The following is a 19,968-nucleotide window of genomic DNA, read 5'->3' on the forward strand; positions in this document are numbered from 1 at the left end:
AATGCATCATAACTTAATTATTTATTCATCATTCTGAATTTGACCCGCAGATTTCCAAAGATTCGCCACGACTGCTACCAACTGGGCGGTTTCCACCGGCTTAGAAAGATGGCGCTGATAGCCAGCGGCGAGGGTTTGCTGCTGGTCTTCCTCAGTGGCGTAGGCGGTCAGTGCGATCGCGGGAATCTTACCTCCGCGTTCGGCTTCTCGATTCCGCAGTTGGCGAATCAGCCCATAGCCGTCCTCTAACGGCATTCCGATATCGCTAATCACCAGGTCTGGCAACTCTCGATCCAGCGCTTTCATGGCTTCTGGCACTGATGCCACGGCTCTCACACTTGCCCCTGCCTCCTCTAGAGTGGTGACAACGACTTCGCGGATATCGGCATCATCCTCCACTAACAGAAGGCGCAATCCGCTGAGAGCATGAGGATTGAGGGAAGAGGAAGAGGACTGAGGGCTGAGGACTGAGGACTGAGGATTCAGGGAAGAGGACTGAGGGCTGAGGACTGAGGGCTGAGGATTCAGGGAAGAGGAAGGGGATGAGGAGTGAGGATTGAGTGAAGAGGATTGAGGATTCAGGGAAGAGGATTGAGGATTCAGGGAAGGGGAAGGGGATGAGGAATTTTTTCTTTCCTGATTCGTGTCTTCTACCTCAGTCGGCACTTCGTGCTGGTGCGCTAAGACTCCTGAAGTTTTCAGCTCTACTTGTGTACTCTCTAAAAGAGGTAGGCGCACCGTAAAAGTGGCTCCGAGTCCTTCGCCTGGGCTTTGGGCGCTGACAGTGCCGCCATGCATTTCTACAAGATAGCGGACAATCGCGAGTCCTAGCCCTAGACCTCCATGCGATCGCGTGGTTGTACTATCAGCCTGACGGAACAAGTCAAAGACATGGGGCAAAAAGTCAGGAGTAATACCCACTCCGGTGTCGCTGATTTGGATTTGGGCATAGTGAGTAATTGGTAATTGGTAATTGGTAATTGGTAATTGGTGAGATTCTTCCGCATTAGCCATTACCGATGACCTATTCCCAATAACGATTGACATTCGCACCGTCACTTGTCCGCCGTTCGGTGTGAACTTGAGGGCATTCGAGAGTAGATTTGACATCACCTGCTGCAATCGGACGGGATCGCCTTGGACACGTCCGCAAGAAGGGTCTAGCACTGTCTCTACTTGAATTTCCCGTGTCTGAGCTGTTGCCAGTACAGAATTAATGGAAGTTTGAATCACCGGCACTAGGTCAACTGGGAGGAGACTGAGGGGCAAGTTCCCCCGGATCATGCGCGAGACATCCAAAAGCGACTCAATCAGCTGCGTCTGTGCCTTGGCATTGCGCTCGATAGTTTCCAACGCCTGCGCCGTCCGGTTTTCATCAAACTTGCGGCTGCGGAGCAGCTGTGCCCAACCCAGGACGGCGTTGATCGGAGTTCGCAGTTCGTGGGAGACAATCGCCAGGAACTGGTCTTTCATGCGATTGGCTTCTTGAGCTTCGTGGTAAAGTCGCGCATTGTCTACCGCCAAGGCAGCGCGGTGAGCTAGTTCAGAAGCCAAGGAGAGATCCGCCTGATTGTAGTGACGACCCGATTCGGCAGTAATAAAGGCGATCGCTCCCAAGATTCGTCCACGGGCAATTAATGGTAGGCACATATAAGATTTGAAATCTGCCTTGCGGAGGATTTCCAAGTGTTCCGGATCGCGGGCGATCGCGACGAGCAATTCATCGGAAACCTCCGGAGCGAGTTTTGCCTCACCTGTATGCAACACTTTCGCCAAACCACGGGGCACCTTGGGATCGAAGGGATAACGACGCTCTACCTCCCATGCCAGCTCAACCTTTGAGGCGTCTGCATGGGCAACCGCTCGTTGGCGAATCGAGCCATCCGGCTCAACTGTATGAACGGCGCACCAGTCGGCAAGGTGCGGCACCGCCAGATGTACGAGGCGTTCTAACGTAGCTTGATAATCCAGCGAGTCAGCCAGCACGACGCCAGCTTCCGAGAGGAATTGCCGTGACTGTTCCGCGCGTTTGCGATCGTCAATGTCGGTGCAAGTCCCGAACCACTTGACGACCCATTGATGGCGATCGCGTAGCGGCAATGCCCGAACCAGATGCCAACGGTAAACGCCATCTGAGGCTCTCTTAAAACGGCATTCGGCTTCGTAAGTCTCACCCGTATCAATGGCATTGTTCCAGCCGTCTACCGATGCCTGCAAATCGTCTGGATGGAGTATAGGCTGCCATCCCCAGCCTTGGGCTTGCTCCAGCGTTGTTCCCGTGTAGTCAAACCAGCGTTGGTTGTAGTAATCCACTGACCCATCTGGCTGTGCCGTCCACACCATCTGTGGAATCGCCTCTGCTAGGGAGAGATAACGCTGCTGCGCCTCTTCAGCTTGGGCACGCGCTTCCTGTTCGCGGACGAGCTGGAGCCGTTCTTTCTCAGATTTTTTGCGGTTGGTGATGTCCTCAATCACATACGCAAATTTCGGATGCAAACTGGAAGCTCCCTCGATGGGACAGACGCTAGCAGACAGCCACTTCTTACCCAAGTCAGTCTCGTGAGGGTATTCAAAGCGGATGGTTGTCTGGGTGCGTTGAGCCAACCGATATTGATGAATCCACAATCGCAGGTATTGCGGCGGGACTCCCAAACTGCTACTCAGTCGATTTTGCATCGCTTCGGGAGTTAGCCCAAAGAACTTTGCTGAGGTGGAGTTATCAGAAATATGCCGGATGTCATCTTCCACCAATTCGACAATTCCCATCATCAAAGAAGCGCTATCGAAGAAGCTGCGAAGGATGGATCTTTCCCATTTGAGTGCTTGAAGTGCTTGGTACCGTTCGGTGATGTCCTGAACGAGAGCCACGAAGTAATCAATTGAGCCGTCAGTACGGCGCACGCAGCGAGTCGAGATGCTGGCGTGGATCGTTTGACCATCTTTGCGGATAAACCGCTTGTCCATTGAGTAGGCTTCAATTTCGCCTGCTAAAATCCGCTGGAATTGCTCTACATCGGCTGGCAAATCATCGGGATGAGTTAATTGATCCCAAGTCATTTGCGTGAGTTCTTGCCGGGAATAGCCAAAGATGTCACACAATTTATCGTTGGCGTCTAGCCAACCTTTGTCTGGCGAACTGATGGCGATTCCGACTAAAGGAAGTTCAAAGTAGCTGCGGAAGCGTTGTTCGCTCTTCCGCAGCTCTTGTTCGGCTTGTTGAGCCAGGGCAATTTGTTCTTGAAGTAATTCATTCGCTGTTGCGAGTTCGGCAGTTCTTTCCCGAACCCGAATTTCTAAATTTTGATGGGAAGCCTGCAATTCGCGCTGGCGGGAGGTGAGTTCTCTGGCTAAGGTGGCGAGGTCTATATCCAGAGTTTGTAACTCCTGCTGAAGAATCTCACGGGTGCGTTTCATAGCGATCGCATTCCCTACCCGCGCCCGGAGTTCCTCGATATGAAAGGGCTTCATCAGGTAATCTTGTACCCCTTCTCGTAACATCTGCACCCGTAGCTCGTCGTCTGCTTTCGCCGTCAGCAGAACAATCGGGATCGTATCGAGTTCCTTGATGGCTCTGACTTCCCGCACTAGCTGGTCGCCGTTCATTTGAGGCATCATCATATCGGTGAGGATTAAGTCAGGATGCAGTGCGATCGCTTTTTCCAATCCTTCCTGTCCATTCCGGGCACTTACGACCCGATTCTCTGGCGCTAAACTCTCGACGATGAAGCGATTCATTTCCGGATTGTCTTCAACTACCAGCACGAGTGGGGATTGAGAATTATAAATTTCACCTTGAGGATTTTGCGCGGACTGTTCTGATGGGAAAATTTTTGATGACTGGTAATTTAATCCCGATTCCAAATCGTTGGGTTGATGCCCCAGTTCTGCCATTACAGAAAGGGCAATTTCCTTGTAATTTGTGGATGTTTTTGCCTGAGGCGATCGCGTCGAATCGATTTGAAGATTTGTCGAAGTCAGCTTGTCGAAGTCTGTAGCAGCTGGTTGCGCGATCGCAATCGTCTCCCCATCCAGATGAAAATCGCGATTCCCATCGGGTACTAGCAACCCTTCTGTATTGGTACTTAGAACGTCTGAGGGTGCTGCTTGCGGCATCCAGGTCGTGAAAACTGCCCCGCCTTTTGGAGCCTGGTTAACTTCTATGGAGCCGCCGTGCAATTCAACGAACTCCTTAACAATGGCTAGCCCCAGACCAGTACCGCCAAATCCTTGCTGAGTAACGAATTCCTCTTGGCGATACGGCTCAAAAATGGCTTCCCGGAGTTCTGGTGGCACGCCTGGGCCAGTATCTTCAATGGTGAGGGTGAAGGATGAAGACGACAGGGAGTCCAGGGCGAAGACTTGCTCCTCTGTGCCTCTGTGCCCCTGCTCCTGAGGACTGACTTCCGCAAGGATGCAGCGGATACTACCCCCCATCGGGGTGAATTTGAAGGCGTTGGAAAGTAGATTGAAGCAGATGCGCTGCCACTTATCTGGATCGACACTCGCCCTAAGAGATGAAGGAGTTTCGACAACGAAGGATATCTGACGGTCTTCTGCAATGGTTTCAAAGTTGGCAGCAATCAGCCGCACCAGCTCAGCCACGTCGCTGAGTGCGTAGTTCACTTCCATTTTGCCTGCCTCCAGCTTGGAGACATCCAGCAAATCGTTGACCCGTTTGAGCAGGGTACGGGCGTTACGATCCACCAATTCTAGGTTTTGACGTTGTTCTGGGTTGGTCAGATTCGGCTCGGAGAGCAGTTTCTCCGTTGGCCCTAAGATCAAGGCAAGTGGTGTCCGTAAGTCGTGGCTAACGTTGGCAAAAAATTGGGTTTTTAATTGGTCGAGTTCCTTAAGTTTTTGGTAAAGCGTCTCTAACTCAACGTTTGCCGTTTCTAGTTGGAGTTTACGATCTTCAGAGGTTTTTGCAGAGGCAATCAGCGTCAGGACTTGAGGAACTAATGGCGGGATTACCAAGGCTGTCGTCACTGAAGCGATCGCTGTAATTAATTTAATCGTTCCGGATAGCCAATAAACGGGCATCCATAGTGTCCACACTTCTATAAAATGCGTGGCACCGCAGGCAATAATGAAAAATCCAAAGGCAATAAATACTGAATGAAAAGGAATATCTCGACGCGCTTTGTGGACTAAATAAACTAGCGTCACTGAAATCGAAACATACGCTAGTCCGATTAACGTATCGGTGGCAACATGAAGTGACACCAACCCTGGTTTCCACAAGTAGCAATGTCCATGTGGGATAAAACCATTCGCTGCAAAAAGATTGTTTAATAATTCCGGCCCTAGCCACAGACCCAGCAAAGTACAAATAGATACTACTAGCCCGTAGCCGAGAGCGGCCCAAGGTATGATATGCATAGATTGCTTTTCCCCTCCTGATACTATTTTGAGGGTTAAATCCCGACTTTGGGGATCGCGCCGCTCTCGTTCTTTCAGCCAATTGAGCAAGCAGTGCGTCTAGCGAATAAGCTTAGCGATCGCTTCTGCTAACAGGGATGGCTCAACTGGCTTAGCGATGTGTCCATCGAAACCCGCAGCGCTCGCTCGCTGGGTATCTGCCGAACTTGCATAAGCGGTGAGTGCGAGTGCTGGCAGCTGCCTCACTCGTTCTGCCGAATGGTTCCTAACTTTAGCAATTAGCGAATAGCCATCCTCCAAGGGCATTCCGATGTCGCTGACAAGGACATCCGGCTGAAACTGTTCGAGTGCTTCTAAGGCATCGAGAACGGATGCCACAGCAAGTATCTTTCCTCCATACTGTTCCAAGGCTGTGGAAAGAAATTCTCGTGCGTCTGCTTCATCATCTACAACCAGTATCCGCACTCCACTCAGAATGTTCAGGACAGGAGGAGTGAGGGAAGAGGAGGGAAGAGGACTGAGGGCTGAGGACTGAGGACTGAGAGAAGAGGAGGGAAGAGGGCTGAGGGCTGAGGGCTGAGGGTTGAGGGTTGAGGAGTAAGAGTAATTTTGGGTTTTCTCATTTGCTTGTTCTAGGTCAATCTGCACTTCCTGCCGCTGCGCTAACAGTCCTGAAGTTTTTAGTCCTACCTGTGTCCTTTCTAAGAGGGGCAACCGCACTGTAAAGGTCGCTCCGAGTCCTTCTCCTGGACTCGTCACCTCAACGGTGCCGCCATGCAGTTCCACCAGTTGGCGGACGATGGCTAACCCTAGCCCCAAACCCGCTTGCGATCGCGTCGTTGTACTATCCGCTTGCCGAAAGCGCTCGAAGACGTAGGGCAGAAAGTCAGGACTGATGCCCAATCCGGTGTCGCTGATTTCAATTTGGGCGTGGTTGGGAATGGGGAATGGGTTCGATGGGTTGCTATTCCCGATTCCCGATGACTCATTCCCCTTGACCGTTGACAACTTTACCGTGACTCGTCCGCCTTCCGGTGTGAACTTAATGGCATTGGAAAGCAGATTCCAGACGATTTGCTGCAAGCGTTCTGCATCACCCATCACAACGCCAATATCAGGAGCGAGCATTGATTCTAGAGCGATCGCTTTGGCTTCGCAGGAAGGTAAGACGGTATTGATGGATGACTCAATTACCGATATCAGGTCAACTGGACGAATATTCAGGCGGATTTGCCCGCGAATTAGGCGCGAGACATCTAATAAATCCTCAATCAGTTTTACCTGTGATTTGGCGTTGCGCTCAATCGTCTCTAGCGCCCGCGCGGTGGTGGTTTCATTGAGTTTCCGCGTCCGGAGCATCGTCGCCCAACCCAGCATCGCGTTTAAGGGCGTCCGCAGTTCGTGGGAGACGATTGCCAAAAATTCGTCTTTGATCCGGCTAGCTTTCTCTAATTCTTCTGCCTGTTGCCGCAGGGTCGCCTCTAACTTCTTGGCACGAGTGATGTCCTCGGCAATGCCAACAATGCGGTAAACTTCTCCCCGATCGTTTTGGATCGGAAAAGCGCGATCGCGTATCCAGCGCTCCTCGCCGTCGGGTCGGGCAATCCGATACTCTTGATCGTACTTTTCGTAGCTCTGCTTTTTCGCCGCCGCGATTACCCGCTCTCGATCTTCTGGATGGATGGAATTCACCCAGGATGAAGGGTCTTCGTAAAGACTTCCGGTCGTGCGACCCCAGATTTTTTCATAGGCGGGACTGACGTAGAGCAACTGTTTCGGAGCGTCTGAACGAATCCAGAACACTTCATCGATGTTTTCTGCCAGCTGACGGAACCGCTTTTCACTTTCTTTGAGTGCTTCCTCTGCACGCTTGCGTTGGGTGCGGTCGAGGACAAAAGCAACGCAACTATCGGGAGATTCTTCCAACCGAGCCAACCCAACGAGAACTGGAACGCGGCTGCCATCTTTACGAACGTATTCTTTTTCCCAAGGCGTACACGTGCCGGAGTTCAGCATTTCTTGGTTTTTGTGCCGATCCAAATCGTCGAATTCCTCCGGGGTCATGATATCCCAACGCACTTTGCCCGTTTGCAGCTCTTGGCGGGTGTAGCCAAGCAGATTCAAAAAGGCGTCGTTGGTATCGGTGACATTGCCGTTAAAGTCGGCGAAGACGACCCCGATGATATTGGATTCCACCAGACGCCGAAATCGGGCTTCGCTTTGCCGCTTTGCCTCTTCGGTGCAGTGACGCTCAATGGCGATGCCTGCCAGATTGGTCGATATCTCAACCAGTTTCTGGTCGTGCAAACTAGGCTGTTGCGGCTTGCGGTAATACATCGCAAAAGTGCCTAAGATATCTCCATTCGTGGCAAAAATCGGGACTGACCAACACGCTTGGAATCCATGAGACAAGGGCAAATCTTTGTATTCTGCCCACAGGAAATCGTTGGCAATATCCGACACAACTACTGGTTCGCGCCGATAAACCGCCGTACCGCAACTGCAAGCTACAGCACCGATGGGAATCCCGTCAGGGACTGCTTGAAAGTAGCTGTTTGGAATGCTGGGTGCTGCACCGCGATAGAGTTTTTGCTTTTCTTTGTTCATCAGCAGAATGGAACACAGAGCGCCATCCGACTGTTGTTCGATCAACCGGGCGAGAACATCCAGTACGGAGGGGAGGGCGGCACCTTTGGCAATCATTTCCAAGACCGTGTTTTGCGTCGCTAACAAAGCTTGGTTTGAAGAGCGCTGGGTGATGTCGAAAAAGGTGACAACAGCAGCGACGAGTTTGCCCGCGCGATCGCATACCGGAGAGGAGCTGACGTGCATTGTGCCTCGCGTATCATCCCCCCGCAAAAATTGAATTTCTTCATCAATGACGACTTCGCCGGTGCTGATGGAACGTGCCAAAGGCCATTCCTGCGGCTGATAAGGTCGCCCGTCGGCGTGGAAGCCTTGGTACTCGCGGTACTCCTCAATATCCCTAGATTGCCGAAAAGGATGACGCCAAATCCGATCCACCTGCTCGTTGCCGAGGATCAGCTTCCCGGAGGGAGCTTCCGCAACAATCGCGCCGACTGGTAGCTGCCGCAGCACCGCTTCTAGGAGGGCGCGTTCGGTTTCCAATTGCGAATGAGCGCGATCGCATTCGTCTTGAGCAATTCGGCTTTCGCTGATGTCTAAAGTACAGCCAACCACGCGCACTGCACGCCCATCAGCATCTCGCACGATTAGCCCTCTATCCCAAACATATAGATACCGATCGTTTTTGTGGCGAATCCGATATTCAACGGTAAAACTACTACTGGCGGCGATCTTGCTGTTTATTTCCTCGTGTACCCGCTGTCGGTCATCCGGATGAATCCGCTCCATCCACCACTGAACAGTTGTTTGGGCTTCTTCAATTTGATAGCCTAGAACCTCACTCAGCCCCTGTGTCCTTTCTATCGTGTTCTGAGTCAGATCCAATTCGTAGATAATCCCATTAATTGCCGCAGCCGCCAGCTCAAAGCGCTCGTTTGCCCTCCTCAGCTTTTCCTCGACCTGTTTGCGTTCGCCCAGTTGCTGATTCAGAATGTCGTTAGTCGCCTCTAGCCTCAAAGCTTGTTCTGCGCGGCGCTTTAGAAACCCGACCATCAACACCAGAGCTGGTGTGGTGAAGGCTAGTACGAGCAAGTGACGGGCATTTTCGTCTGTGTACTCAAACAAATGTCCGGGGTTGGAAAAGAAGCCAAGGGCATACACCAGCGAAATCGCTGCGCTAATCAACCCAGCCCAAAAACTGCCGCTGAAGGTAGCATAAACAACCGTGGTGAGGGAAATCGGGCCTGGGTTGGGGATGGCAAATTTTGTCTGAGACAGCACCTCAATGGCGACAAGCGTCACCACTGTTAGGATGGGGCCAATGACCTGCGACCCGAAGCTCGTGTTCGACGACTTTTTTCTGACATGATTAGAGTCAGCCATTATTCTGGAACTTCAGCTAATTTTTTGGTGTAATTCGGTGTGAAAGTTTAAAAAAACTCTGATTCTTAAAGTTAAATTCATTAATTTTGTAAAAAATTAAGCTAGACGTTACTTGCGCGATCGCTCAAAAACCTATTTGTATTTTAAAGAAATCTTCCCCAAGGATGAGGTATTGACGATGGGGCATTGGAGCCAGACTGTAAAAGGTTTGCTAAATCTATTTCTGAAGTCCAACTGCCCACTCTGCCAGCGCCCGACTTCTCAAGAATTTTGCGAAGACTGTCAGCGGCAACTGCAACGCTGTCAGATGTCCAATCCTAACCAATTTTGGCAAGGGCAACTACCCGTGTTTGCTTGGGGCGGATATGGAGGGGCAATGAAGAGAGCGATCGCTGCCCTAAAATATGAAAACCATCCCCAACTGGCTCGTCCGTTGGGTCATTGGCTTGCTCAAGCATGGCTGAATTCTCCGGTATCCGCTCAGCTCAAATTAACCGTAGTGCCCATCCCCATGCACCCCTCCAAAGTGAGTCAGCGAGGCTACAATCAGGCAGATTTACTGGCTCAAAGCTTTTGCGATTATACCGGCTACCCCATGCGATCGCTGGGTTTGGAACGGGTACGGGCGACAGAGGCTCAGTTTAGCTTATCTGGCACCGATCGAGAAAAAAACTTAGCTGGCGCTTTCTCCCTTGGAAAAGAATTTCTTCGTAGCCGTCCATCTACGCCAGTCCTGTTATTAGATGACATTTACACCACGGGAGCAACCGCTCAATCTGCGGCTCAAACACTCGCACAACATGGCATCCGAGTATATGGTTTAGTTGCAGTCGCGACTCCTAAAAGGGTGAAGGATGATGGTTGATACGAACCAATTAGCAATTACTAATGACACCCGGTGTGCAACTTTCTGTATTTTCGCCCAATCAATAGGGGTTAAGAAAAAGTGGCGCAGGGCGTAATGCACGAAATTTAATTTTTCCAAATCACTAACACCACGCCGCTGATAATCAGGCCCAAACCCACCACGCGGCTCAAAGGAATCGCTTCTCGGAAAATAAAATAACCCAGCAGCACAGAGAATACATAAGTCAGACTTACCGCAGGGCCAGCGATGCTGAGATTCACCCGCGTCAGTAGCAAAATATAAACAAAAGCCCCTAAACCATAGCAAGCCAGACCCGCTAGAAGTTCTGGTGTACCGAGAATGCTTAAAAGATGACCGATCCAATTAGCTGCATTGACTCTGCCTAACTTCAAAGCTCCAGCTTTGAGCAAAAATTGCCCTGCAACGCTCGCTAGGATCGAAATCAGGAATAACCCAAATTCTGGTGAATTCACAGAAATATCAATAAAGTGAGGAGATCCGTCTCTAAGTTTACAGCCATCCGAGGCTGAGCCAGAGCTAGAATCGACTCAAAGGGATCGCAAGGTAAATTCAAGCAAATCAGAGTGTTATGACGAGCGTACTTCAGTCTCCCTATACCAGCGAGCAAATGGCGGTTTGGATACGCGGCTTGCTAATGGTTGCTTGGGCAGACGGCAATTTTGACGCCGAAGAACAGAAATTAATTTCATCGCTGACTCAGAACCAAGTAGCGCCCACAATGGATTTGGGATCGCTCGAACCGATTACTGCCGATGAATTAGCAGCGGCTTTTAAGGAAGATGCCAGAAGCGCAGAAGATTTCCTGCGTACCGCTGTGATGGTGGCAGTCGCAGATGGCGTTTATTCCTCCAGCGAGGATGAATTGCTATTCCAGTTTTGTGAGGCATTAGGACAGCAGCCGAAAGCGCTTTCATTGCTGCGGCAAACGCTGATTCCTACCTCAGAAAGCGAGATTTCCGCTGACTCGGACAAAGGAGCAGCGGCTCGGATTCGGCAGCGGGATGTGCTGCGCCCAGTACGGGTATGGCTTGATGGGTTAGAAATTCACGATCCGCGATTGGCGAGATTCTTGTGCAAAATGATTCCTGCCCAGTGCCCGTTTGAGCGCGATGTCAAGCTATTTGGTCACAAAATTGTCCACATCCCGCCCCTGTGTAAGCTCAATCCCATCTACGAACAGTTAGTAGGTTTGCGCTTCCGCGCTTTATCCTATTTGGCGGATGATTGTGGTGAAGATGTGTCACCGTATTGTTAGTGGAAGACTGGCTAATGGCTAATGGTTCATGATTCATGGTTCATGGTTCATGGCATCCCGGAGCAAACGATCAATCAGTAACAATTAGCAATTAGCAAAGGAAATTTATGCAATTTATCGATCAGGTAGAAGTTGAAGTGGAGGCGGGGAAAGGGGGCGATGGAATTGTCGCTTTCCGACGGGAAAAATATGTGCCAGCTGGGGGGCCATCTGGGGGGAATGGCGGTCGCGGTGGTTCGCTGATTCTAGAGGTGGTTGAGAATTTGCAAACCTTGCTGGACTTCAAGTATACCCATCGTTTCAAGGCTGAAGACGGTTCGCGCGGAGGGCCAAATAATCGCACGGGTGCCGCGGGACGCGATCGCGTGATTCATGTTCCCCGTGGCACGATGGTTTATGATGCCGAAACGGATGAGTTGCTGAGCGATTTGGTCGAGACAGGGCAAACTTTCTGTGTGGCGAAGGGTGGCAAGGGGGGTTTGGGAAATCAGCACTTTTTGAGCAACCGCAATCGAGCGCCGGATTATGCTTTAGACGGATTGCCAGGTGAAAAACGGCAGCTGCGTTTGGAATTGAAGCTCTTAGCTGAGGTGGGGATTATTGGTTTACCCAATGCTGGTAAATCTACGCTAATTTCGGCGATTTCAGCGGCACGACCGAAGGTAGCAGATTATCCTTTTACAACCTTGGTGCCGAATTTGGGGGTAGTACGCAAACCCAGCGGTGACGGCACCGTATTTGCTGATATTCCAGGTTTAATTGAGGGTGCCCATATGGGTGCCGGGTTGGGACACGACTTTTTGCGTCATATCGAGCGTACCCGATTACTGCTGCACTTGATTGATGGGACTAGCGAAGATCCCATTAGCGCGTATCAAACGATACAGCAGGAGTTGCACTCTTACGGTCGGGGGCTAGCAAATCGTCCGCAGATTGTGGCGCTGAACAAGGTGGATGCAATCGATCCCGATCGTGATGTGGAAGCGATCGCGCAACAGCTTCGTCAGTTAAGTCATGCACCCGTATTCCTGATTTCAGGGGTTGCTGGCATTGGGCTAGATCAAATGTTGCACGAAGTTTGGCAGACCCTCGCTCAACTGGATGAACTAGCCACCATTAATCATTAATAACTAAAAATTAAAAATGCAAGAATTTATCTTTCATTTTTAATTTTTACTTGTGACTTTTGCTGGGGATTAGTCCTAATAACGCTTACAAATTACTGGATTCTTAGCTTCGTTTGAGGTTAGAAACCTAACCAGTGTGAGTTTTTTCTCAAAACAAGCTAACAATTTTCAGTAATTAATCTCATCCTCCGCTTACTTGAGAAATACAAATTATTTCGTTGCGACTACAGCAAGATTCCAGGCAAAACGCTTCATTAAAGGAATCTTTTTCAAAACGCCATCCATCTTCTCTAACCGTTGATAATTGGGTGCCAATCTTTCATGTTCAATAATAATTTTCTTCCAGTAACGTTCCTTATTCGGATCGATTTTTTCAATTAAATAGAAGCGTAGAAAAATCCACAGCGTTGCCAACCAAAACGTATCGTAAGACGTTTCTGAAAACTGGGATTTTACAAAATTGACAATATTAATATCCAGCGGCGTTTCATCTTCAGTCCGCACTTTCGTCGCAATCCGGCGGTACACATTAATGACTGGATTGTGTTTCAGAGGGTCCCAAAAACAAGCTTTTCCACCCGGTTTAAGCACCCGGTGCATTTCCCGAATGGCGAGTTTCGGATTGGGTAAATGGTGCAACAAATTCGAGGCGTAGACAATATCAAAACTATTATCGGGGCAATCAAGCGCGATCGCATTCATGGTTCGCCCCTCAATCTCGACGCCGTTTTTCTCTGCCAGTTGTAGGGCGACTTCCACCATGCCGGGAGAGTAGTCAGATGCCACGCACAGCGCCCCTTTTTTGGCAAAGTAAACGCTATTTTCCCCAGCACCACACCCTAAATCGAGAAGCTTTTTGCCTCTGATATCTCCCAGTCGTCTGAGGATGAAACGATTTTCAGGGGAAGTACAAGCTTCAAAATAATCTTTAACTTTAATTCCCTCTACATCAATGGTAGATGCCCATTGATCGTGAAAGTGTCGCTCTCTTTTTAAGCTTTCGTTTTCCATACCATTTGTTACGCCAATTTACTTAAATAATTGTTTTGTGTAAACTCATTTTAAATTCTATCTTTAGAATACTCTATTGGGCAAGAAACCTCTATTGCCCGATTGGTCGATAACACTGGTATTTGCTCCCGATTTACTTTAACAACTGCCGGATCAATTTTTTTAACTTCAATAAAATTTTTTTCTAAGTAATCAAAGACCAGGGAAGCATATTTTTTTACTTTTCTATCCTCCCTATTATCGTAAACAAAATCCTTTATATCAATTACTAAACTTACCTTTTCATCTGACATTCGTTTAACCATTCTTACTTGATCGTTCTTTGTTGAAAAATACCCTGGAGCCAATAACATTTGCCCTCCACCAAAGGGTCTATCTGCCAAATAATATAAACTTGTTAAAAATGGTAAGGCCAGGATGCGTTGTGATGAACTGGTGCATCTTTGGGTATATCGGATTGCCTTTATATGCCAGTTATCAGGATCTTTTTGCTCTACGTAGTTTAAAAAGGTTTGGGTTGAACCAGAGTAAATACGCAAGTTATCCTGCAAGGAGTATAAATCAAAGCGAGGCCACATACTTAGTGAAGTGGTTATGAAAATAAATGTAGCAGCAATACCGACCAATGTCCCCAGCCCTGCCACTGCATAACGCCGTTGCCAAAACGAGCCAGACTGAAGGAGTGAAATTGCCACTCCTGTCAGCCAAGCGCATAAAACAAATGAAACAGGTATTGCTTGCAAAAGATGTCCATAATCAGCTCGATGAGACGCTTGCAACAAAGCAGCCTGGGCCAAAATAGCTGTAGCTAGTATTTTGCGTCTCTCTTCTTCAGTCATCTGATTTCGCCTTAAGATAGCGACGAAAATAGATACTACTGGAAGTGCATAAAAAAATCTGGATACTACAAATACCGCGTTCTCAGGGGAAATTAAAGAACCGTCCCCTTTGAAACCTGGAAGCGGTAAAGATAATCCAACAGCATGATTAACAGCACCAAAGGTGGAGTCATAGAAGTAGTTACCTAAACCCCCATTGAGCAAACTCCAGATTAGCCAGGGCGAAGCACAAACAATAATGGCTCCTACAAAAACGCTTAAACGCTGGATTTTTACCAATAACTTCGGTGTGGGACGTAAGCCAACGACAACTATTCCACACAGTGCTGAGTAAACGCCAAAATCCGGTCTAAACAAACCCGTAATTGCAATTTCCAGAGCAAGAAACCAGAGCGACCTTCGGCTGGGTCTTTCTACATAGCTCCACGCTGCAAATAATGACATTACCGGGCCAAGAACTATGTAGTATTTGTAGATTCTAGGAATAAGTGTAAGTCCTAAAAGAGTGAATACAATAGAAATGCTCAGCCTACCGCTTGCTAGCCACAACAGCCTAAAAAGTAATACATAGGCAATCGAATAGCCAACAACTAGTAGTATCATTTCACCAATAATACGTTTACCACTTAAAATCTGGCTTAAGGCACTGGCATAAAAAACAAGCGGTCCATATGTACTTCTAAAATGAATAAAAGGATGTTCTCCGAACAGAATTTGATTAGCTCCCGCTAGTTGGTGCCCTCCATCGGGATCAACCAGTAAAAAAGAAGGCTCTGGAAGTCTGAAGCTAACCCAGAAAACACAAAAGATAGCTATTAAAACTGTTGCCAAAAAAGAAAATTTAAACTTTCCTAAGTGTTGATTACTTATCATTTTCTTGAGAAGATACCGAAAGTTGATTGATTGACAATGAACAGTAATCTATCACGTTATTGGTGTCATAGCTCAATACATCCATAAGGAGATAAGCTGCATTTTTACCCTGGATTGAGAGTGCAAAGCTAGATGAATCACCAGGGGAATGTATGGTTTTGATAGAGTTAATTATATTACTTTGCCGATCAAGCATAGCAAATCGTAGTGATGCTCCGACACATCGACTGTCTAAGAAGTTCAATATGCCGCTGACTTTTGCTTGTTCTGAAAGTGAACCCAGATATAGGAAGTATGTTGCCGATCCCTTGGCGCGATCACGATAGCTTGGATGAGTCATTAGGCTGTATGTGTCGTCTGGATTTTTACTAATTGAAGCATTGTTGAAAAGCTGACTCAAAGTTATCCAGTCCTTCTGTCTCCCAGGGCGTTCACCAATTTGTTGCTGCATTGCATAAAGTGTCCGTACCGCTGTTTCCAGAGAACTTGGACGAGTTCGCTGATAAACGCTGACAATAGCGCCTCCCTCTAGGGTGAACTGTACAGGTAGGCGCTTGAAGTCTTGGGCAATTTCCCAATTTTGAGTAAAAGCATCAAACACAACCTTGATGACATCAACTTCTTTATTTGGTAGCCATTCCCCAACAGCAGGAACCTTAGTAGGACTAAGCGGATAATCGGGTAGAGGGTTGGGAACAACCACGTACTGTGCCTGTAGCAATGTTTCTACCGGGTAATCATCACGAGAGTCCACTTGGGGGGCTGGCAGGATGTTCAAGATCCTGCTCTCTGGTTCATATAGCAACCGCTCAGCCGCTTTCACCATACTTGGATTAAGCTGAAGGCGTTGATAACCCACTACATAAAGAGGCTCTTTGTTAGGAGCCAGTTGACGCAAGTAGTTAACTAGTCGGACGACTTCATCGTAGTCTGTACGAACTAGCGGTTGAATGCTGAGGGCAAACAAGGGACGAAAGAAACTGTCAAAGCTACCAATTGGGGTCAGTCCAATGATTAGATTAGCGACTAGATAGCAGCCAACCATACCAAGCATTAGCGTGCGAACCTTCCCCGCCAGCCTGCTCCAGGTTGTCCAGATAAAGGCTGCTAACCCTATAACTACTAGAGGTGTAACGTGTAAGGAATAAAACACATTTCCATAACGTAATACAGCTAGCCATATAATCAGGGAGAAAATTCCCCACAGCCCAATCAAGCTGACAGCTGGCAAAGTCACGGCACGAGTAAGAATCCCCGCAGAAAACCCAATCGCCACAATCAGCCCGGTTGCCCAGCCATAAAAGTAGGTGTATAAGTTGAGTACATCGCTCAATGGTAGAGTCCAAGAAATGTAGAGAGTTTTGTAATCGCTTAGCAGGGCACGTTGGGTAAACTCCCAAGCAACAATTAAGAGCGTACTAAGGCTAATGGCCGCGATTAGAGCAATTCGCGTACCATAGCCTAACAAAAACTGCCAAGCTCTACGCGGATGCTGTCGCACCTCGACAGAGAAAAAAATCAAGGCTTGTAAGGTAACTGCACTTAAGAAGGCAACTCCACCGTAGATGAAATGGCGGCGCAATAGAATAGCTAGTGCAATCAAAAATCCAATCAGAGGAATTTGCCACCAGCGCTTGAGTTTGACATCCTGCAAGTAAACTAAAACGGCCAATCCAATTAGTAAAGCTCCACCTGTGTCAGGAATGCCCATGAAGGTCGGTACCCAGCTGACTGGAATTAGTAAGGTCAGTAGAGCAGTTGACCAAAAAACAGTTTGCGAATGAGCCGGGATGACCCTAGCAGATATGCCCCCCATGACGAGGCTAAACGGCAGCAGATAGACCAAGCTAAGGCTCAGTGTGTAGACCAGGCGGGACTTACCGAAGGTCAAGAGGAATGGAACCAACGGCAGCGTATAGATTTGGTTGCGATCATCGACAAGAGATAGCAAAACTTGCTGTATAGCCTTAGATGGTGATTCACGAAAGGCGGTTGCTACCTCAATGGCTTGGTTATACCAGTCGATCCACCAATGAAAGTTACGCTCACTGGAAACGTATAGCCATGTGATGGTTACTATAATCAGCACCAGTATCGCCAGAAAGCTAGCATTAACTAGAAATTTCTGGCGAACTGCTACCCGTAATCGGGAAAGTGACATTATCTCAGGCTTGTTCCCTTGAAAACTCAACAACCGCTGGTTCTTCTTTTATGCAAGATGCATTAGTCAAGCTTTCAGTGCGATTGTGCGATCGCGTCTCTTCTTTTTCCAAGGCAACATACAAGCGATTCAGGGCGTTGACATAGGCTTGGGCGGAGGCGACGATGATATCGGTGTTGGCAGCATGACCGGAGAATACTCGATCTTGGTGCCGTAGGCGAATCGTGACTTCTCCGATGGCGTCAATTCCAGCCGTTACGGATTGAACGGAAAATTCAATCAGTTGGTTGGGGACGTTGACGACGCGGTTGATTGCCTTATAAACGGCATCTACGGGTCCCGTACCGATGGCGGCGTCTGTTAGTTCTTCGCCTGCGGGAGTGCGAAGGGTTACAGTTGCGGTGGGCTGGGAGTTGCTACCGCAAGAGACTTGCACCAATTCTAAGCGGAAAAGTTCTGGGGCTTGTTGGATTTCATCGTTGGCGATCGCTTCCAAGTCCCAATCGGTGATTTCTTTCTTTTTATCCGCCAAGTCTTTGAACTTCAGAAAGGCTTTATTTAACTCACTTTCTGATAGTTCAAATCCCAATTCTTTTAGTCGAGCGCTGAAGGCATGGCGACCGGAATGTTTGCCCAGTACAATCTGATTATCGGTTAAACCGATAGATTGGGCATCCATAATTTCGTAGGTGAGCTTGTTTTTCAGCACCCCATCTTGGTGAATGCCAGACTCGTGTGCAAAAGCATTTGCGCCCACAATTGCTTTATTCGGCTGCACCAACATCCCTGTTAAGTTGGAAACTAACCGAGATGTTTTGTAAATCTGCTTTGTGTCAATATTCGTGAGGGGTTCTTCTGACTCCTCTGGGCGTCCTAAAAATGGATTGTAATACTGACGCCGAACATGGAGTGCCATCACCAATTCTTCCAGCGATGCATTCCCCGCTCTTTCGCCAATGCCGTTAATGGTGCATTCTAGCTGTCGTGCGCCATTTTTCACGGCTTCCAAGAAGTTCGCCACCGCCAAGCCTAAGTCATTATGACCGTGTACGGAAATAATTGCTTGGTCAATATTCGGCACATTCTCTTTAATTCCCTTAATTAAGTCACCAAACTCGCTGGGAGTCATGTAACCAACGGTATCGGGAATATTGACAGTTTTGGCACCCGCCGCAATTGTCCGCTCTAGCACTTGGTAGAGGAACTCTGGATCGGAGCGAGCGGCATCCATTGGGGAGAATTCTACATCGTCCATGAAGGATTTAGCGTAGGCGACCATTTCTTCTGCGATCGCTAACACTTCAGCCCTTGTCTTTCTTAGCTGATATTCTAAGTGAATATCAGATGTTGAAATAAAGGTGTGAATCCTACCTTTTGCAGCTGGTTTTAGCGATTCTGCGGCGGCTTCAATATCTGCTTTGATCGCTCTTGCCAAACTACAGATAACCGGGCCATCCTCTGTCCCGACTGTCTTGGCAATTTTCTGAACTGCCTCGAAATCTCCTGGGCTAGCATAAGCGAACCCCGCTTCAATCACATCCACGCCCAAACGAGCCAATTGTCGCGCGATACTCAGCTTTTCGTCTACATTCAGAGTTGCGCCGGGGCACTGTTCCCCATCTCGAAGGGTTGTATCGAAAATAATAATCCGGTCTTGGCTAGGTTCAACGTTCATAGGTCAAAAAAAACACATCCTTCAACTTTGATTCATTCGCCGTTAGTCATTAGTTCTTGCTAATTAGTTATAGCCAAAAAAACTAAGGTTTGAAGACTAATATTCAGTTTTTTCAATAAATTCCCGAATTTCATTCAGGTCTATGTAGCGGTCTGTAGCGTTTCTTAGCTCTCTCGCTATCATTCCTTCTGTGGAAACTACTGTAATATGCGTATTTTTAGAACGTAACAGTTCGATGGCTCTTTCAAAATCGCCATCTCCACTGAATAAAACTACTCGATCGTACTGTTCTACTGTATTAAACATATCAACAACAATTTCAATATCTAAGTTCGCCTTTTGCGAATAGCGACCGGAAGTGTCATCGTAATATTCTTTAAGAATTTTTGTACGGACGGTGTATCCCAAACTAATTAGTGCGTCTCGAAATCCTCTCTGATCCTGCGGATCTTTTAGCCCGGTGTACCAGAAGGCGTTGATGAGATTTGTATCGGGCTGTTCCTTTCTAAAGTATTCCAATACTCGCCTAGGATCGAAAAACCAACCATTTTTTTGTTGAGCGTAGAACATATTGTTCCCGTCTACAAAAATAGAAAGACGGTTCATTAAGAAAGCCATAGAAACTAAAACCTAAAATTTGTAGAAAAGAATTTTAGTGGAATGATTTATTCTAGCAATTTGTTACGAATAATTATTCATAAGTACTTTAGTGCAATCCCTATTCTTTTTTATCTTTCCGGATCTCCCCAAAACCTGCTGGCATTCAGGAGGTTTTTCGGCAAAATCGGCG

Annotated in this window: 11 protein-coding genes; 3 read left to right on the top strand and 8 right to left on the bottom strand. The window is 48.1% G+C overall.

All coding sequences use genetic code 11. From position 1 onward, the window contains the following. Positions 1-21: 21 nt before the first annotated feature. Positions 22-5,379, bottom strand: a complete 5,358-nt coding sequence (locus H6F52_RS25680) for a PAS domain S-box protein (RefSeq protein WP_242033888.1) — start codon at positions 5,377-5,379, stop codon at positions 22-24. A 99-nt stretch (positions 5,380-5,478) separates the two neighbouring features. Next, positions 5,479-9,348: a PAS domain-containing protein gene (locus H6F52_RS09500; protein WP_190534052.1), complete on the bottom strand. Its 3,870-nt coding sequence runs from the start codon at positions 9,346-9,348 to the stop codon at positions 5,479-5,481. Positions 9,349-9,526: 178 nt separating this feature from the next. Here H6F52_RS09500 and H6F52_RS09505 point away from each other — a divergent pair, with 178 nt between their 5' ends. After that, complete coding sequence (locus tag H6F52_RS09505; RefSeq protein WP_190534187.1) at positions 9,527-10,213, top strand: ComF family protein; 687 nt, start codon at positions 9,527-9,529, stop codon at positions 10,211-10,213. A 107-nt stretch (positions 10,214-10,320) separates the two neighbouring features. Here the strand turns inward: H6F52_RS09505 and H6F52_RS09510 are convergent, their stop codons facing one another. Next, on the bottom strand, positions 10,321-10,689 hold the full coding sequence (locus H6F52_RS09510; protein WP_190427002.1) for an EamA family transporter: 369 nt from the start codon (positions 10,687-10,689) through the stop codon (positions 10,321-10,323). A 116-nt stretch (positions 10,690-10,805) separates the two neighbouring features. Here H6F52_RS09510 and H6F52_RS09515 point away from each other — a divergent pair, with 116 nt between their 5' ends. Beyond that, positions 10,806-11,492 carry a Mo-dependent nitrogenase C-terminal domain-containing protein gene (locus H6F52_RS09515; protein ID WP_190534055.1) on the top strand — a complete coding sequence of 229 codons (687 nt, stop codon included), beginning with the start codon at positions 10,806-10,808 and terminating at the stop codon, positions 11,490-11,492. Positions 11,493-11,599: 107 nt separating this feature from the next. Continuing rightward, positions 11,600-12,619, top strand: a complete 1,020-nt coding sequence (gene obgE, locus H6F52_RS09520; RefSeq protein WP_190534057.1) for a GTPase ObgE — start codon at positions 11,600-11,602, stop codon at positions 12,617-12,619. A 210-nt stretch (positions 12,620-12,829) separates the two neighbouring features. Here the strand turns inward: obgE and H6F52_RS09525 are convergent, their stop codons facing one another. The 5 genes from H6F52_RS09525 to H6F52_RS09545 form a co-directional block, all read right to left on the bottom strand. Continuing rightward, positions 12,830-13,630 carry a class I SAM-dependent methyltransferase gene (locus tag H6F52_RS09525; protein WP_190534060.1) on the bottom strand — a complete coding sequence of 267 codons (801 nt, stop codon included), beginning with the start codon at positions 13,628-13,630 and terminating at the stop codon, positions 12,830-12,832. 50 nt (positions 13,631-13,680) lie between these two features. Further along, positions 13,681-15,342 (bottom strand): hypothetical protein, encoded by a 1,662-nt coding sequence (locus H6F52_RS09530; protein ID WP_206754030.1) that lies wholly within the window; start codon positions 15,340-15,342, stop codon positions 13,681-13,683. Further along, complete coding sequence (locus H6F52_RS09535) at positions 15,332-17,503, bottom strand: hypothetical protein (protein ID WP_190534066.1); 2,172 nt, start codon at positions 17,501-17,503, stop codon at positions 15,332-15,334. Before H6F52_RS09535 ends, H6F52_RS09530 begins: the two co-directional genes overlap by 11 nt. A 4-nt stretch (positions 17,504-17,507) precedes the next feature. Then, a complete protein-coding gene (locus tag H6F52_RS09540) occupies positions 17,508-19,178 on the bottom strand; it encodes a 2-isopropylmalate synthase (protein WP_190534069.1) in 1,671 nt (556 codons plus the stop codon). Positions 19,179-19,274: 96 nt separating this feature from the next. Next, positions 19,275-19,796 carry an NYN domain-containing protein gene (locus H6F52_RS09545; RefSeq protein WP_190414139.1) on the bottom strand — a complete coding sequence of 174 codons (522 nt, stop codon included), beginning with the start codon at positions 19,794-19,796 and terminating at the stop codon, positions 19,275-19,277. Positions 19,797-19,968: the final 172 nt, after the last annotated feature.

The organism is Coleofasciculus sp. FACHB-542 (genome assembly GCF_014695825.1).
Taxonomy (GTDB): domain Bacteria; phylum Cyanobacteriota; class Cyanobacteriia; order Cyanobacteriales; family FACHB-T130; genus FACHB-T130.

Coding starts and splice junctions, on each gene's coding strand:
- H6F52_RS25680 (WP_242033888.1), bottom strand. CDS start 5,379: ATGCATATCATACCTTGGGCCGCTCTCGGCTACGGGCTAGTAGTATCT.
- H6F52_RS09505 (WP_190534187.1), top strand. CDS start 9,527: ATGGGGCATTGGAGCCAGACTGTAAAAGGTTTGCTAAATCTATTTCTG.
- H6F52_RS09515 (WP_190534055.1), top strand. CDS start 10,806: ATGACGAGCGTACTTCAGTCTCCCTATACCAGCGAGCAAATGGCGGTT.
- H6F52_RS09545 (WP_190414139.1), bottom strand. CDS start 19,796: ATGGCTTTCTTAATGAACCGTCTTTCTATTTTTGTAGACGGGAACAAT.
- H6F52_RS09540 (WP_190534069.1), bottom strand. CDS start 19,178: ATGAACGTTGAACCTAGCCAAGACCGGATTATTATTTTCGATACAACC.
- H6F52_RS09535 (WP_190534066.1), bottom strand. CDS start 17,503: ATGTCACTTTCCCGATTACGGGTAGCAGTTCGCCAGAAATTTCTAGTT.
- H6F52_RS09525 (WP_190534060.1), bottom strand. CDS start 13,630: ATGGAAAACGAAAGCTTAAAAAGAGAGCGACACTTTCACGATCAATGG.
- H6F52_RS09500 (WP_190534052.1), bottom strand. CDS start 9,348: ATGGCTGACTCTAATCATGTCAGAAAAAAGTCGTCGAACACGAGCTTC.
- obgE (WP_190534057.1), top strand. CDS start 11,600: ATGCAATTTATCGATCAGGTAGAAGTTGAAGTGGAGGCGGGGAAAGGG.
- H6F52_RS09530 (WP_206754030.1), bottom strand. CDS start 15,342: ATGATAAGTAATCAACACTTAGGAAAGTTTAAATTTTCTTTTTTGGCA.